This is a genomic window from Neorhizobium sp. P1_A6, from assembly GCF_056406795.1.
Genome location: NZ_JBFTZM010000004.1, coordinates 409,498 through 424,893 on the forward strand (window position 1 = coordinate 409,498; position 15,396 = coordinate 424,893).

The window sequence follows — 15,396 nt, forward strand, 5'->3', positions numbered from 1 at the left end:
TTCATCAACCGATTGACATCCGCCCTTTTCTTGCGCCACTCTCGCCCTAAATCGAAGCAGCGGGCATGCCTTGAGAGAAGCCCAAAACCTCTTCAAATCAACGGGATAGATAACACCGATGCGGGACAGACCCTTGCCGGAGCCGATCGAGAGCCCCCTGTTGAACGACAGGGCCGGCGCCCGTGTTCGTCACGGCTTCTTCACCCGCAAGGGCGGCGTTTCCGAAGGTTTGTACGCCGGTCTCAACGTCGGCATCGGCTCGGACGACGACCGTGAGAAGGTGATCGAGAACCGCAACCGGGTGGCCTCCTGGTTCGGCCTGCCTGTCGAAAAGCTGGCGACCGTCCACCAGGTCCATTCGCCCGACGTCTTCGTCGTCGACGAGACCTATGCCGGCGAACGGCCGAAGGTCGACGCGATGGTGACGAGTGTGCCGGGCGTGGCACTCGGCGTGCTTGCTGCCGACTGCGGCCCGATCCTGTTTGCCGACGGCGAGAACGGCGTGATCGGTGCCGCCCATGCCGGCTGGAAGGGTGCGCTGACCGGCGTGCTCGAAAACACCATCGAGGCAATGATCTCGCTGGGCGCCGCGCGGGAAAACATCACCGCGGTCCTCGGCCCCTCGATCGGCCCGGCGAGCTACGAGGTCGGCCCGGAATTTGTCGAGCGGTTCCTGGGCTACGACCCGTCCTATGAGGCCTTCTTCACATCGTCATCGAATACGGGGCATTCTATGTTCGACCTGCCCTCGCTGACCATAAGGCGGCTGAGGGATGCCGGGGTGCGGGCGGAAAGCCTCGGCCTCGATACCTATCCGGATGCGGAACGGTTCTATTCCTACCGCCGCACCACCCATGCCAAAGAACCGGATTACGGCCGTCAGATTTCAGCAATCGCACTTCAGGAGAATTGATATGGCCCTGCATTTCGAGAGGAGCGAATACGCCGACCGGCTGACGCGGCTGACGGAGAAGATGCGCGCCGACAAGCTGGATGCGCTTTTGATCTTCGCCCAGGAAAGCATGTACTGGCTAACCGGCTACGACACGTTCGGCTACTGCTTTTTCCAGACCCTGATCGTCAAGGCGGACGGCAGCATGACACTGCTCACCCGCTCCGCCGACCTGCGCCAGGCCCGCCACACCTCGATCGTCGAGAACATCGTCGTCTGGGTCGACCGGGTGAATGCCGATCCGACCCTCGACCTCAAGAACCTGTTGAGCGACATGGACCTGCTCGGCGCCAGGATCGGCGTCGAATACGATACCCACGGCATGACCGGCCGCATCGCCCGCCTCCTCGATAACCAACTCGCCACCTTCGGCCAGATCAGCGACGCCTCCTACCTGGTCAGCGCTCTGCGCCTGGTCAAAAGCCCGGCGGAAATCGCCTTTGCACGCCGCGCTGCCGAACTTGCCGACGACGCGCTCGATGCGGCGCTGCCGCTGATCAGGGCCGGCGGCGACGAGGCGGAAATCCTCGCGGCCATGCAGGGCGCCGTCTTTCTCGGCGGCGGTGACTACCCCGCCAACGAGTTCATCATCGGCTCCGGCGCCGATGCCCTGCTCTGCCGCTACAAGGCCGGCCGCCGCAAGCTCGACGCGACCGACCAGCTGACGCTCGAATGGGCGGGAACAGCTGCGCATTACCATGCGGCGATGATGCGCACGGTCATCGTCGGCGAACCGTCGCCTCGCCACCGCGAGCTCTACAAGGCCTGCCTCGAAACCATCAAGGCGATCGAGGAAGTGCTGCGCCCCGGTCAGACATTCGGCGACGTCTTCGACACCCATGCCCGCATCCTCGACGAACGCGGCCTGTCGCGCCACCGCCTCAACGCCTGCGGTTATTCGCTCGGCGCGCGCTTCTCGCCCTCCTGGATGGAGCACCAGATGTTCCATTTCGGCAATCCTCAGGAGATTTTGCCGGACATGACGCTGTTCGTGCACATGATCATCATGGATTCCGACAGCGGCGCGGCGATGACCCTCGGCCACACCTACCTGACGACCGAAGGCGATCCGCAGCCACTTTCCCGCCATGCTTTGGAGCTCATTCAGCGCTGAATGCTCAAAAAATCAGGCAATTGACAGTTTGGGAAAGCAAACTCTAAGCTCCTGCCGAGGAATCTGTGGCGGGAGACGGGTATGCGGCCTTTCGGAACACTGCTGTCCGCTGCCCTGCTGGCGGTTGCGCTTGCCTCCTGCAACACCACGGAAGCATTGACGCCACAGACGAATGTCGGCGGCGGGGGAGCCCGAACCTCCTCGCCCGTCACCCAGGCCGAAACCGACCGCATGGCCCGCTCGGCACAGCCGGAAACCTATAACAGCAGCGGCGGCTATCAATCCGGCCCCCAGAGCACGCTTGAAGCGCAGGCCCGGGCGCTGGAATCCGGCAGCGCCGTCTCGCCCTCCTCCTCCGGCCAGCCGCCGCAATGGGAGGGCCAGGGGAGCCAGGGCCAGCAGCAGACCATGCAGCAGCCTCAGGCGCAGCAGCCGACCGCGGCACCCCAGCAACAACAATCCCGTCAGCAGCAGAGCGCCTCATTGCCGCCCGCATCCGGTCCGACGGTCCGCTTCCTGCCGATCATCGGCGCTCCGGTCCAGGCGGTCACCCCGCTGTCCCGCCAGCTCGGCGCTCAGGCCCGCGCCAACGGACTGACGATCCGGCCGTCGAGCGACAACAGTACCGAGCACATCCTGAAAGGTTATTTCTCCGCCTTTTCCGACAGCGGCAAGGTCACCATCGTCTATGTCTGGGACATTCTTGACAGTTCCGGCGCCCGGCTACACCGCATGCAGGGCCAGGAGAGCGTGCCCGGCAGCGGCCAGGATCCCTGGGCCGCGGTTCCGGCTTCGACCATGGAGACCATCGCCGCCAAGACGATCCAGGACTATGTGGCCTGGCGCCAATCCCAAGGCTGATCGATCCGGCTTTGGCTATCTTGGGGCAATCGCGGCGGCCGATTCTTACTGAACCTCAAAAGCCACTGGTCACAGTTTCTTCATAAAAAAGGGTGAGCGGGCGCGAAACGCACTTGCATTCGAAGGCGGCGGCGGTAAAAGGCCCGCATCCAGCTTCAAAACAGGCGGACCGCAATGAAGGTTTTCGCAGGCAATTCGAACCGGCATCTCGCCGACGCGATCTGCAGCTATCTTAATGTTCCAGTCGGAAAAGCCAGCGTAAGGCGATTTGCAGACCAGGAAATCTTCGTTGAAATTCAGGAAAACGTGCGTGGCGAAGATGTCTTCATCATCCAGTCCACGTCCTTCCCGACCAACGATCACCTGATGGAACTGCTGATCATGATCGATGCGTTCCGCCGGTCGTCGGCCAAGCGCATCACGGCGGTCCTGCCGTATTTCGGTTACGCCCGTCAGGACCGCAAGGCCGGCCCGCGCACCCCGATCTCGGCAAAGCTGGTCGCCAACCTGATCACCGAGGCCGGCGCCGACCGTGTCCTGACGCTCGACCTGCATGCCGGGCAGATCCAGGGCTTTTTCGACATCCCGACCGACAATCTCTTCGCGGTGCCGGTGCTCGCACGCGACGTCAAGGAACATTACGACCTCAACAACGTCATGGTCGTCTCGCCCGATGTCGGCGGCGTTGTTCGCGCCCGGGCGCTCGCCAAGCGCATCGACTGTCAGCTGGCAATCGTCGACAAGCGCCGCGAACGGGCTGGCGAATCCGAGGTGATGAACGTCATCGGCGAAGTCGACGGCAAGGACTGCCTGCTGATCGACGATATCGTCGATTCCGGCGGCACGCTCTGCAACGCGGCTGAAGCGCTGCTCAAGAACGGCGCTACCAGCGTCACCGCCTACATCACCCACGGCGTGCTGTCGGGCGGCGCGGTTGCGCGTATCGGCGCCTCCAAACTCAAGGAACTGGTGATCACGGACTCGATCCAGCCGACCACGGCGGTCCAGTCGGCGCACAATATCCGGGTCATCACCACCGCCAACCTGCTCGGCGAGGCGATCAACCGCACGGCAATGGAATCCTCCGTCTCCAGCCTGTTCGACTGACCTTCTTCTGTCACAAGTATTTGGATAGACTCGCCTTCGAACGCAAACGGAGGGTGAGTCGCGATGATTTCCTTTATCGGCCTCTCGAAGAGACTGGCCATTTTCCTTCTAATTCCGTTGCTGTCGGCCTGCGTCGACGGCGGTAGCAGGCCGGGCGGCTACTATCCGCCGGAACGGCCGCGGCCGGACTGGAACCGTCCTCAGAGGCCTGATCGTCCTGACTGGGATCGTCCGCAGCGGCCCGACCGTCCGGATTGGAACCAACCCGGCAGGCCCGGTCGTCCGGACCGACCGGATCGCCCGGATCGCCCGGACTGGAACCAGCCAGGCCGTCCTGGTCGCCCGGATCGCCCCGGAAGGCCCGAGCAGCCCGGCTTCTGCACACGCGAATACCGTCCCGTCTGCGGCCAGCAGGGCGGACGCACCCAGACTTTCCCGAACGCCTGCGAGGCGGCAAATGCCGGCTTCAGCGTCGTGGCTTCCGGTGAGTGCCGTCGTTAAAAGGCCGGCTTGAGGTAACGACAAGTCATCAGCGGAAAACGCCGGAACCAGGGTTCCGGCGTTTTGCTTTGTGCCAAAGCTTCGGTTAGAAGGCGCTCCGAAGAAGGAGACAAGCATGGCCGCACGCGACCGCTATTCCCGAAAACTCGAATGTTCCCAATGCGGCAATGTCGGTTTCGCCGAGGTTTCCGAGACCGACGACAGGCGGCAGGGCAATCGCGATTTCCGCATTGATGAATTGCCGAAAGGCTTCATCACCGAATTCGCGTCGACCGATCCACGCAAATACATGATCCGTTGCGGCCAATGCGGCCACAAGTTCCGTTTCGAGCAGAAGACGGTTTATGCACCGGGGGGCGAACCCCGACGCTGACGCAAGTCAGGCGACCTTGGCAACCACCGGGGTGCTCTCGTCCCGGGCTTCACCATTGACGATATGTTCGATCCCGGCCCGCGGACCGGGCTTGCCGAACAGATAGCCCTGGACCTGCATGCAGCCTTCCTTGCGCAGGAAGGCGATATGCGCATCGGTCTCCACCCCTTCCGCCAGCACCGGGATATGGAGGCTGGAGGCAAGGATCAACGTCGAGCGCACGATCGCCGCCGACTGTTCGTTGTTGGAAAGCCCGTCGACGAAGGTTCGGTCGATCTTGATCTTGTCGAACGGGAAGGACATCAGCGTCGAAAGCGACGAATAACCGGTGCCGTAGTCGTCCATGGCGATCTTGACGCCGAGGCTCTTCAGATGGCGAACGATCTGAAGCGCCCGCTGATGGTCGCCGATGATGCCGGATTCGGTGATCTCAAGCTCCAGGCGGTCGGCACTGAGCCCCGTCTCGTTGAGGATATCGCGAACCTTGGTCGGAAATCTCGGATCGGCGAGCTGCTGAGCAGCGACGTTGACGGCAATGCCGAACGGATTTTTCCACGTCGCCGCCTCCAGGCAGGCGCTCCGGAGCACCCATTCGCCAAGCTCGATGATGAAGCCGGTGCGCTCTGCAATCGGGATGAACTCGCCGGGATTGACCAAGCCGCGTGCCGGATGGTTCCAGCGCAGCAGAACCTCGAAACCCACCACCTCTTCGGAGAACGTATCGTTTTGCCGCTGATAATAGAGTTCGAACTGCCCGGCCACGAGACCGGAGCGCATGTCCATGGCAAGCGCATTGCGTTCGCGGGCGGCCTGGTCCATCGACGAATCGTAGAAGCAGACCATGCTGTCGCCGGATTGCTTGGCGCGATACATGGCCACATCCGCCTGCGCCACGAGATCGTCGATCGTCTTTGCTTCTCCAGGATAGAGCGCGATACCGACGCTCGAGCCGACTGAGAGCGTATTCCCGTTCCACTCGATCGGCTTGCAGATTTCGGCAAGCAGGCGATTGGCAAGCGTCATCGCGTCGGAGCGCTTGTAGTACAGGTGCTTCAGCGCGACGAATTCGTCGCCGCCGACACGGGCGATGAATTCGCCCTCGCCGACCGCCTGGGCAAGCCTGCTGCCTATCCTGCGCAAGACCTCGTCGCCGGCTGCATGGCCATGGACGTCGTTGACCTCCTTGAAGCGATTGAGATCGAAGGAAAGCACCGCGATGCGGGACGCGAGGTCGGTCGGACGCATGGCGATCTCGGCGAGTTGCTCGTTGAAAGCGGCGCGATTGGCAAGCCCCGTCAGCGCATCGTGCAGGGAAAGGCGGCGATACTGTTCGACGGCGGCCTGGGTCGTGCGGGCGTCGATCAGGTAGGTGGCCGCCGTCAGCGCCAGCAGGATCAGCATCAGCGACAATACGCCGAAGCCGAGCACGATCGGCGGAACGACCTCGTTCTGCATCACGGCGCGGGGGTCAAGGACGACATCGATCGCGCCCATTGCGGTGAAATGGGTCGTGGCGATCGCCAGGATCATCGCCAGAACGGAACTGTATTTGCAGAAATGCGTCACCGGACGCACGACGCGATTGGTCGTCAACACCCCGAATAGACCTGCAAAGATCAGCGATGCAATAACGTAGCGGCGATCCCAGTCGATGCTGCCCTGCACTTCATAAGCGGCCATGCCCGTGTAATGCATCGCAGCGATGCCGAGCCCCATCACCATCCCGCCGGCCTCGGCAAGCAGGGACCGACCGCCGTAACTTGCGACACTCAACCCGATCGTGGCCGTGGCGACCGCGATCATGAAAGAAAGAAGCGTTTGAGCCGGTTCATATCCCGCCTGCCCGCCGGATAGATAACCGAGCATGGCCAGAAAATGCGTCGTCCAGGTGGTCGATCCCCCCATGAAGCCCGCGAGGAAAAGCCAGATGACCTTCTCGATCCCGCTCCCCCTCCGGGCGCGGGAAAAAAGCCGGATGGTCAGGAAGGAGCCGATCACGCAGATCAACACCGCGGAAGCGATATACCGAAGATCGTGCTCAATGAGGATGCAGGAGAGAACGCGAAACATGAATGCCTGTTACTTTTCAACGGGTTTTGTCGAGAAGCTTTAGCATTGAAACATGTCTGAACCGTTCCTTTGAATGGTAAATGCCGGCTGACTGGCAAAAGCAAAGCCGGCATCAAAAGGCCTGAACAGGTCGTCAGATCATTGGATCGGCTGCCCGTTGACGCTGAAGCTCTTGCCGTCTTCGAACTTGACGTCCCAGCGCAGGCGGCCGTCCGGTTCAGTCTTCGCCATGCCCTTCGCCATCATTATCGCGAATGAAACCTGGTTGAATTCGGGATCACTCTTGGCGGCAGTCTGGAAATACTGGATCAGCTTATCGATATCGCGGGCAAGGATCGAGGTTTCCAGCGTGTAGCGGTCTTTCTCATCCGGGTAACCCTTGACCTTGCCGGAGGCTTCGACGTCGTAGAGCGCGGATTTCGCGGCAACGCGCGGGAAATCGACAGTCAACTGGCCGTCGTCGAGGAAGGCTTTGCCGAGACGCTCGCCCTCCGCGTCCGGTAGCGCACCGGGCTTGGAAAAGTCGATCTCCATGAAGGTGTCGATGAAACGCTGGAAGTTGAGGTCGGCGACACCGACCTCCATTTCCGCCATGTCCGGCACCAGCTGGGCGTAGAGCGGGGGAATGATGCCATCCGGCGTCGAGATGTTTTCGATGCGCGCACCGAAGCCGATCCGGGTTGCCGCGGCGGGCTCGCTCATCGTGAACGTATAGTCGAGCTTATGGATGCCGAAATCGCCGATCGGGCTTGCCACTGTGAACTGGTTGAAGCTGATTTTTTCAGAAAGCGCGGTGAAGAATGGCATTGCGCCGCGAATGAGATCCTTGAGCATGGCGATCTCGGCCTGCGACGGCTTTTCATCTTCGATGAGTGCCAGCATGAAGGCGACAAGAGTGCGAATCTTTTCGGCCATCACGCCCTGAACGCCGACGTCGAAATCGAGGCTTTCGGCGCGGACCTGTATGGGTGGAGTTTCGGGCGTCGCAATCCGTTCGTAGAAGCGCAGGAACGAGCCCTTGCCGGTGAAATCGGTGCCCCCAGCAGCCGCGCTCGCCGCGGACGCCAGTGAATAGTTCATGCCGGCGACACTCGCCTCGACCTCCTCCGGACCGCTCTTCGAGACCATTCGGAGCGGGCCTGACGTCACCTCGCCCGAGCGGAAGTAACTGATCGCCGGATCGAAAATGCCGGAAAACACCATGTCGGTGACGGAGTAGTTGAGGTTCGTCGGCTTGCCGTCGGGCCTCTTGCCCTTGACGGTGAAATTCATGTCGCTGTCGCTGTTGAACTTCCACTGGCCGTTGTCGAGGGGCGCGGCGAAGACCGAATACGGCTTCAGGCCGGAAACAGTGAAGTCTTTCTTGTTGATGGATTTCAGCAGCTTGGCGAAATCGTAGCTGATCTCGTAGCGTTCGCCGGCCGGCTTGACGGTCAGGAAACCCGTGGACTTGACCGTATCCGGCAGGAAGTGGATGAGGCTTTCCTTGAGAGTGCGGGCACCCTTGTCGTTGATCTCAGCCGCCGCAACCGGATATACGCAGGACGCAGCCATCAGTCCGGTCGCGATCAAAGTACGTTTCATGAATCAAACCCTTCCCTCATTCAACGGGCACCAATTTGGAAGACGGCCCGCCGAAGTCAAGCGCAAGCCCTTTGTTTCCAGGCCGAAAAGCTTGCACATCCTCGATCGTTGTATTATAGCCCGCCGGTCCGCGTAGACACCCTTGGAGGCAACGCGGATGAAGCGCATCGGATGATGCCCTTCAGTTTGACGCGAGCCGACAACGCTTGCGGAAAACTCTCCAAACAACCTCGAAAGGATATGCCATGAGCCACGCATCATACGAGCTCAAGGCCGAGGCGCGCGAACGGGTAGGTAAGGGGTCCTCCCGTGAACTTCGCCGCAACGGTTTCATTCCTGCTGTCATCTATGGTGACAAGCAGTCCCCCATCGCGATCGCTCTGTCGACCAACGAAGTGACGAAGCGCATCCATGCCGGCGGTTTCATGACCACGGTTGCCACGATCGACGTCAACGGCGAGAAGATCCAGGTCCTCCCGAAGGACTATCAGCTCGATCCGGTCCGCGACTTCACCATGCACGTGGACTTCCTGCGCGTCTCGGGCAACACGGAAGTTTCCGTTGAAGTTCCGGTTCACTTCGTCAACGAAGAGAAGTCCCCCGGCATCAAGATCGGCGGCGTTCTCAACATCGTCCGTCATGAAGTCGAGCTGCTTTGCCCGGCCAACGACATCCCGGAATTCCTGACCCTCGACCTGACGGGCGCGAAGATCGGCGACAGCCTCCACATCTCCGCCGTCAAGCTGCCGGCTGGCGTACGTCCGGTCATCTCCGACCGCGACTTCACCATCGCGACGATCGTCGCCCCGGCTGCAGGCGTTACCGAGGAAGAACCGGCTTCTGCTGAATAACCAGGCCGAAATTCTTGAAATGGGACCCGCTTTCGCAAGAAAGCGGGTTTTTTATTGTCCACCGAATACAGTTTAGTAACGCTGCTTCCGTAATTCGTTCGAATCTTGGCATTGTCGTTTCAGTGAAGTTTAATGAATAGGTGAAACGATGCACGCTACTTCGGCATGACGGGGAAAGTCCGGCGGCAGCCAGACGATGAATGCGGGGAAGACGGTGACTCATTCCGTTGAGAGTCGTTTTATTGCGATAATTTCGGGCGCCCTTCTGGTCGTCGTCGCGCCCCTGTTCACGCTGTTTCTGGCGCTTTCCTCCCAGCAGGCCGCCAAGAACCTCAGCGAACACGTCAATGTCGTACTGGTGACCAACTCCCAGGCGCTCGGAAAGCCGCTTTGGGATCTCGACACCGACAGCATCCACCAGGTCGCGTCGATGCTCGTCGCCGACCCGGCCATCAGCGGCGTGCAGATCAGCGACAATACGGGCAAGCTGAATATTTCCGAAGTCGACGTCAATCCGGCCGATTTCCGCGGGCTTGAAGCCATCTCTGAGCCGATCTTCTACAAATCGCAGCAGGGCACCCGCAATGTCGGCAGCATTACCGTCTATGTCCCGAAGCTCGGTTGGTTCTCCGCCTTGCACCAGATGGAAATGGCCTTCATCTCCATCTTCATCATCACCATCCTGACGGTCTTCGGCGCGGCGATCCTCGGCAACCGCGTCATGGTCATCAAGCCGCTGATGCGGCTGACCGCGGCCATCGAGGCGACCCGCAGGCTGGGTTCGCGCCACCATGTCGACTGGCGCTCGAACGACGAAATGGGGCGGCTGGCGAAGAGCTTCAACGAAATGCAGACGCTGTTGGAGCGCGAAGAGCGCGAACTGAAGCGCGCCCACCAGCAGACCACGGAAATCTACAACCTGACGCCGGCCATGCTGTTTTCGCTGACCTCGGGCGACCAGATCGCCGCCGTCAGCGACTATTGGCTGCTCGCGACGGGCTATCGCCGTGACGACGTCATCGGCCATCCCTTTTCCGAGCTCGTCGCGCCTGCGGACCGCCAGATCTACGCAAGGCGCAAGCAGCAGGCGAAATCGACCGGCCTGGCGATCGAAGCCACCGTCCGCTTCCTCTGCGCCGACGGCCGTCTGATGGACGTGCTGATCGTCGAAATCGAACTCGGCACGGCCGGTGGCGGCATTCCCGGCTCGCTGAGCGTCATGACGGACGTCACGGAACTGAGGCAGTCGGAACTGCGCAACCATCAGCAGGCCATCTCCGACCACCTGACCGGGCTTCTCAACCGCCAAGGTTTCGAAGCGACGCTCGACCAGAAGATCGCCGAGGCCGACAGGACACGGACGGAGGTCGCCTGTCTGTTCGTCGATCTCGACCGCTTCAAGGCGATCAACGACAATCTCGGCCATGCCGCCGGCGACGCGGTGCTCTGCCAGTTCGTCGAGCGGACGAAGCCGATGCTCGACGACGACGACACCGCCTCCCGCCTCGGCGGCGACGAATTCGCCATCCTGATCACCGGGGAAGGTGCCGAGCGCCGTGCGGTCGAACTCAGCCAGAAGATCGTCGACATGTTCGAGGTTCCCTTCCGGATCCAGGGCACCGGCGTGCGGCTGAGCGCCAGTATCGGGCTTGCCTTCTACCCGAGCCATGCCGCCAGTGCGGCCGAACTGCTGCAGAAGTCGGACATGGCAATGTATGCCCGCAAACGCGACGGCAAGAACGGCGCGCAGGTCTACGATCCCGCCATTCTCGACCAGACGCGGGAACGGGCCGAGATCGAGAGCGACATCGAAGTCGCCATTGCCGCAAGCTGGTTCGAGGCGCATTTCCAGCCGATCGTCGACATCGAGACCGGCGTTCCGTCGGGCTTCGAAGCCCTGATGCGCATGCGTCACCCCCGCAAGGGGCTGATGTCGCCGGCCGGCATCATCACCGTTGCCGAGGAGACCGGCACGATCGGCCAGATCGGCAACCTCATCCTGGAAGACGCGATGGCGAACCTTGCTCGCGTCTCACGCCTGCCGGGCATGGGCGAGGCCTATGTCGCGGTCAATTTCTCGCCGCTGCAATTCGAGCCCGGCCTGCCGGCCCGCCTTGCCGGCCTGCTCGGCCGCTACGGCATCGATCCGTCGCGCCTGGTGGTGGAAATCACCGAAGCCGTGCTGATGCACGACAACCCGGAAATCCGCACCATCCTCAACGAGATCCATCGCTTCGGCTGCCGTATTGCGCTTGACGATTTCGGTACCGGCTATTCGTCACTGAGCTACATGAGCCGTTTCCCCGTCGATATCGTCAAGATCGACCAGTCCTTCATCCGTTCGCTCACCGAACAGACGGGTGACATAGGCAGTAAGAACAGGATGCTTGTCGAAGGCATCAGTGCTATTTCTCACAAGATGAACTGCAAGGTCGTCGCCGAAGGCGTCGAGACGGAAGAGCAGCGCTTATTGCTGCAGCAAATGGGCATCGACTACGCCCAGGGCTACCTCTTCTCGAAGCCCCGCGAAATCTCCGAACTGCTCTCGGCCCTATCCGCCCGGCAGGCCGAAATCGAGTCCATGGCGAGCTGACAAGCCCTCCCCACCGGACCAGATGCTGGGTCAGAAATGACAACATGCGCATTTGGAAGGTGGACAGATGAAAATCGCAGTGCCGCTTCTTGCCAGCCTCTGCCTCACGGCGGGCGCCCATGCCCAGCAGCCGATCGTCTTTTCGACGGAGTCCTACCCGCCCTTCAGCTACCAGGAGCCGGGCGGCAGCTATCGCGGCGTCGGTATCGACCAGGTCGAGATCATCATGCGCGACGTGGGCACGCCTTACACCCTGGAGATCATGCCCTGGGCTCGCGCCATTGCGGTGGCCGAGACCCAACCCATGCACTGCGTCTTCGCCGCCGCCCGCACGCCCGAACGCGAGCCGCGTTTCAAATGGGTCGTGCCTCTTTTCATCGACCGCAGCATCCTCGTCCGCCATGCCGGTTCGAAGGTCAAGGCGGCCACCCTGGACGAGGCCAAGCAATATACGACCGGTACCCATCGCGCCGACTATACCGAGGCGCTTCTGAAGAGTTTGGGGTTCCCGAAGATCGATCTCAGCGCCGACGTCGACACGACGCTCAGAAAGCTGCTCCAGGACCGTATCGACATGATGCCCATGTCGGAAGGCGTCTATCAAAAGCTGAAGGCGGACGGAACGCCGATCGAAAAGGTCATCCTGTTCTCCGAGCAGCATCTCGGCATTGCCTGCAACCCCGATGTGCCCGACGAACTGATCGTCAGGATGCAGGCAGGCCTCGACCGCCTCATCAAGGACGGCGTCCAGAATGCAATTCTGAGGCGCTACGGCATTGATGAGCTTCAATAAAGGCTCAAGCGTCGAAACCGGTTGACTTTGACGGCGTTTCGCGGTGGTGAAAAGCCAGCAGTCAAGGATGGACGTCTCCATGCTCATCATCGCCGGCCTCGGCAACCCCGGTTCCCAATATGCGGGCAACCGCCACAATATCGGCTTCATGGCGGTGGACGCGATCCAGCGTCGTCCCGGTTTTTCGCCCTGGTCGAAGAAGTTCAAGGCGCTGATCTCTGAAGGCGAACTCGCCGGCGAAAAGGTGCTGCTGATCAAGCCGCAGACCTTCATGAACCTCTCGGGCGAAGCAGTCGGCGAGGCCATGCGCTTTTACAAGCTCGGGCCGGAAAACCTCATCGCCATCTATGACGAACTCGACCTGCCGGCGGCCAAGGCCCGTATCAAGACCGGCGGCGGCCACGGCGGCCACAATGGCGTCAAATCGCTCGATGCCCATTGCGGCCGCGAATACCGCAGGCTTCGCCTCGGCATCGGCCATCCGGGAGCAAAGGAGCTCGTCCACAACCACGTGCTCGGCGATTTCGCCAAGGTCGACCAGACCTGGCTCTCCCCTCTCCTCGACACGCTCGCCGACAACGCCGAAATGCTGGTGAAGGGAGAGGATTCGCAGCTGATGAACAAGCTGGCGCTCGCCGTCGGCGGTAAGCCGGATGAGGAAAAGCCTAAGTCGGAAAAAAAGCCGGTCGCCAAGCCGACCGGGCAATCGCATATCCATCAGGCCCGCAGCGGCGGCAAACCGAGCCTGCCGACCTCGGGCCCGATGGCCGAGATGCTGAAGAAGATGTTCGGCGGCAAGGGCGAATAGTGTCGATGCCCCCTGCCGACTTCGTCATTCGCCCGGCCCGCGACGGCGATCTTGCCGACCTGATCGAACTCTATCACCACCTGAACCACGACCCGGAGCCGGCGCTGGCCGAGCAGCGTTTCGCCGCCATTCTCGCCCAGCCCGGCATGACGGTGTTGATCGGCTTCGCAGACGGGCGCGCGGCGGCCACGGTGACACTGATCGTCGTGCCGAACCTCACCCGCAAAGGCGCGCCCTATGCGCTGATCGAAAACGTCGTCACTCATGCCGACCACCGCAAGCGCGGTTATGCCGGCGCCCTCATCCGCAGGGCCATCGATCAGGCCTGGAGTGACGGCTGCTACAAAGTGATGTTGCTGACGGGTTCGCAGGACCCGGCAACGCTGCGCTTTTATGAAAACTGCGGCTTTCTGCAGAACAAGACCGGCTTCCAGATTCGCCGCCCATAAGGAGCCGTAGCACTCGTTCAAAGGGGTGGCGCGCCGCTTTCGGAGCGGCTATGGGAGGCCGATCGAAAATGGAAGCGCGACATGACCCAGGCCCCGAACATGGATGACATCACCGGCGAACTCGTCACCCTTCGCGACTACTGGCGTTATGCCATCTCCCGGTTCAGCGCCGCAAACCTCAGCTACGGCCACGGCACGACGACGGCAAGCGACGACGCTGCGTTCCTGATCCTCGACTCACTCGACCTGCCGATCGACGTGCTCGATCCCTTCCTCGACGCCCGCCTTCTGCCGGCCGAACGGCTGCTGCTGGCCGAGCGGATCGACGCCCGCGTCACCACCCGCAAGCCCACGCCCTATCTGACCGGCCACGCGTATATCCAGGGCGTGCGCTTTCTCGTCGACGAGCGGGTGATCGTTCCCCGCTCCCATATCGGCGAAATCCTGTTCAGCGAATATCTGAGCGAAAACGGCTCCACCTTCCTGCCCGACCCGCTGAGCGTCGAAAGCGCCGTCGATATCTGCACCGGTTCCGGCTGCCTTGCGATCCTCGCGGCAAAATTCTTCCCGAATGCGGAGGTCGATGCAGTGGACCTCTCGGCCGATGCACTCGAAGTGGCCAAGCTGAACGTTGCAGAACACGCCGTCGAAGATCAGCTCACGCTTTTCAACGGCGACCTCTTCGCGCCGCTCGGAAACAAGAAATACGACCTGATCATCACCAACCCACCCTATGTGGATCACGAGGCGATGGACGGTTTTCCGGCCGAATTCCGCTCCGAACCGGCAATGGCCTTCGACGGCGGCGTCGACGGTCTCGACCTCGTCCGCCGGCTGCTCGCGGAAGCGCCGGCGCATCTCAACATTGGCGGCGGGATGATCTGCGAAATCGGCTCCGGCCGCGAAATCCTCGAAGAGGAATTCCCCGACCTCGACTTCCTGTGGCTGGAAACGGCGGAATCGCAGGACGCGGTCTTCTGGATCAGCGCCGAAGCGCTCGGGGTGAAGGCCGGAAAAAAGAGGAAGTAACCTATTCCTCGGGCTCGGTGATGAACATCAGCGGAAAACCTGCCTCCTTGGCAAGGTCGACCGCTTCCTTCGCCTTGGTTTCGGCGATGTCCTTGGTACAGACGACGACAACCGCCAGCCCCATCCGGTGCGCGGTCAGCATCACCCGGTAGCCGGTTTCCTCGCTCATCCGGAACACGGCTTTCAGCACCATGGTCACGAATTCGCGCGGCGTGTAGTCGTCGTTGACGAGCAGAACCTTGTAGAGCTTCGGCCGCTCCAGCTTGGTCATGCTTTTCGTCTTGGGTTTTAGGGTGGTATCTTCGGCCATC

15 protein-coding genes are annotated in these 15,396 nt (G+C 61.5%); 12 read left to right on the forward strand and 3 right to left on the reverse strand.

Features of this window, described 5'->3' with window-relative positions; translation table 11 throughout:
- Window positions 1–118: 118 nt before the first annotated feature.
- The 6 genes from pgeF (at window position 119) to AC1D3C_RS11440 (ending at window position 4,908) form a co-directional block, all read left to right on the forward strand.
- Window positions 119–913, forward strand: a complete 795-nt coding sequence (gene pgeF, locus AC1D3C_RS11415; protein WP_477482945.1) for a peptidoglycan editing factor PgeF — start codon at window positions 119–121, stop codon at window positions 911–913.
- Window position 914: 1 nt separating this feature from the next.
- Entirely contained in the window at window positions 915–2,066 is a 1,152-nt protein-coding gene (locus tag AC1D3C_RS11420; RefSeq protein WP_038544206.1) for a M24 family metallopeptidase, read from the forward strand.
- A gap of 81 nt (window positions 2,067–2,147) precedes the next feature.
- The gene (locus tag AC1D3C_RS11425; protein ID WP_038544207.1) at window positions 2,148–2,927 is read left to right on the forward strand and encodes a hypothetical protein; all 780 of its coding nucleotides are present in this window, start codon (window positions 2,148–2,150) and stop codon (window positions 2,925–2,927) included.
- A 174-nt stretch (window positions 2,928–3,101) separates the two neighbouring features.
- Window positions 3,102–4,034: a ribose-phosphate pyrophosphokinase gene (locus AC1D3C_RS11430; RefSeq protein WP_038544209.1), complete on the forward strand. Its 933-nt coding sequence runs from the start codon at window positions 3,102–3,104 to the stop codon at window positions 4,032–4,034.
- Between the two features lie 63 nt (window positions 4,035–4,097).
- Window positions 4,098–4,535, forward strand: coding sequence for a Kazal-type serine protease inhibitor family protein (locus AC1D3C_RS11435; protein WP_477482946.1), 438 nt, complete (start codon window positions 4,098–4,100; stop codon window positions 4,533–4,535).
- 115 nt (window positions 4,536–4,650) lie between these two features.
- Window positions 4,651–4,908 carry a hypothetical protein gene (locus tag AC1D3C_RS11440; RefSeq protein ID WP_038544211.1) on the forward strand — a complete coding sequence of 86 codons (258 nt, stop codon included), beginning with the start codon at window positions 4,651–4,653 and terminating at the stop codon, window positions 4,906–4,908.
- Window positions 4,909–4,914: 6 nt separating this feature from the next.
- On the opposite strand, the gene AC1D3C_RS11445 is transcribed toward AC1D3C_RS11440, so the two are convergent.
- Together AC1D3C_RS11445 and AC1D3C_RS11450 are read right to left on the reverse strand one after the other, a co-directional pair.
- Entirely contained in the window at window positions 4,915–6,978 is a 2,064-nt protein-coding gene (locus tag AC1D3C_RS11445; protein WP_477482947.1) for a putative bifunctional diguanylate cyclase/phosphodiesterase, read from the reverse strand.
- Between the two features lie 138 nt (window positions 6,979–7,116).
- Entirely contained in the window at window positions 7,117–8,562 is a 1,446-nt protein-coding gene (locus tag AC1D3C_RS11450; RefSeq protein ID WP_477482948.1) for a hypothetical protein, read from the reverse strand.
- Between the two features lie 245 nt (window positions 8,563–8,807).
- Between AC1D3C_RS11450 and AC1D3C_RS11455 the strand changes: the two genes are divergently transcribed.
- From AC1D3C_RS11455 to prmB, 6 genes are all read left to right on the forward strand, one after another.
- Window positions 8,808–9,413 (forward strand): 50S ribosomal protein L25/general stress protein Ctc, encoded by a 606-nt coding sequence (locus AC1D3C_RS11455; protein ID WP_038544217.1) that lies wholly within the window; start codon window positions 8,808–8,810, stop codon window positions 9,411–9,413.
- A 214-nt stretch (window positions 9,414–9,627) separates the two neighbouring features.
- On the forward strand, window positions 9,628–12,006 hold the full coding sequence (locus AC1D3C_RS11460) for an EAL domain-containing protein (RefSeq protein ID WP_477482949.1): 2,379 nt from the start codon (window positions 9,628–9,630) through the stop codon (window positions 12,004–12,006).
- 67 nt (window positions 12,007–12,073) lie between these two features.
- A complete protein-coding gene (locus tag AC1D3C_RS11465; protein WP_477482950.1) occupies window positions 12,074–12,799 on the forward strand; it encodes a substrate-binding periplasmic protein in 726 nt (241 codons plus the stop codon).
- Between the two features lie 79 nt (window positions 12,800–12,878).
- The gene (gene pth / locus AC1D3C_RS11470; protein ID WP_477482951.1) at window positions 12,879–13,607 is read left to right on the forward strand and encodes an aminoacyl-tRNA hydrolase; all 729 of its coding nucleotides are present in this window, start codon (window positions 12,879–12,881) and stop codon (window positions 13,605–13,607) included.
- A 5-nt stretch (window positions 13,608–13,612) separates the two neighbouring features.
- Complete coding sequence (locus AC1D3C_RS11475; protein ID WP_477482952.1) at window positions 13,613–14,056, forward strand: N-acetyltransferase family protein; 444 nt, start codon at window positions 13,613–13,615, stop codon at window positions 14,054–14,056.
- An 81-nt stretch (window positions 14,057–14,137) separates the two neighbouring features.
- Complete coding sequence (prmB, locus tag AC1D3C_RS11480; RefSeq protein WP_477482953.1) at window positions 14,138–15,085, forward strand: 50S ribosomal protein L3 N(5)-glutamine methyltransferase; 948 nt, start codon at window positions 14,138–14,140, stop codon at window positions 15,083–15,085.
- Between the two features lies 1 nt (window position 15,086).
- Here the strand turns inward: prmB and clpS are convergent, their stop codons facing one another.
- Window positions 15,087–15,395 (reverse strand): ATP-dependent Clp protease adapter ClpS, encoded by a 309-nt coding sequence (clpS, locus tag AC1D3C_RS11485; RefSeq protein ID WP_477482954.1) that lies wholly within the window; start codon window positions 15,393–15,395, stop codon window positions 15,087–15,089.
- Window position 15,396 lies beyond the last annotated feature (1 nt).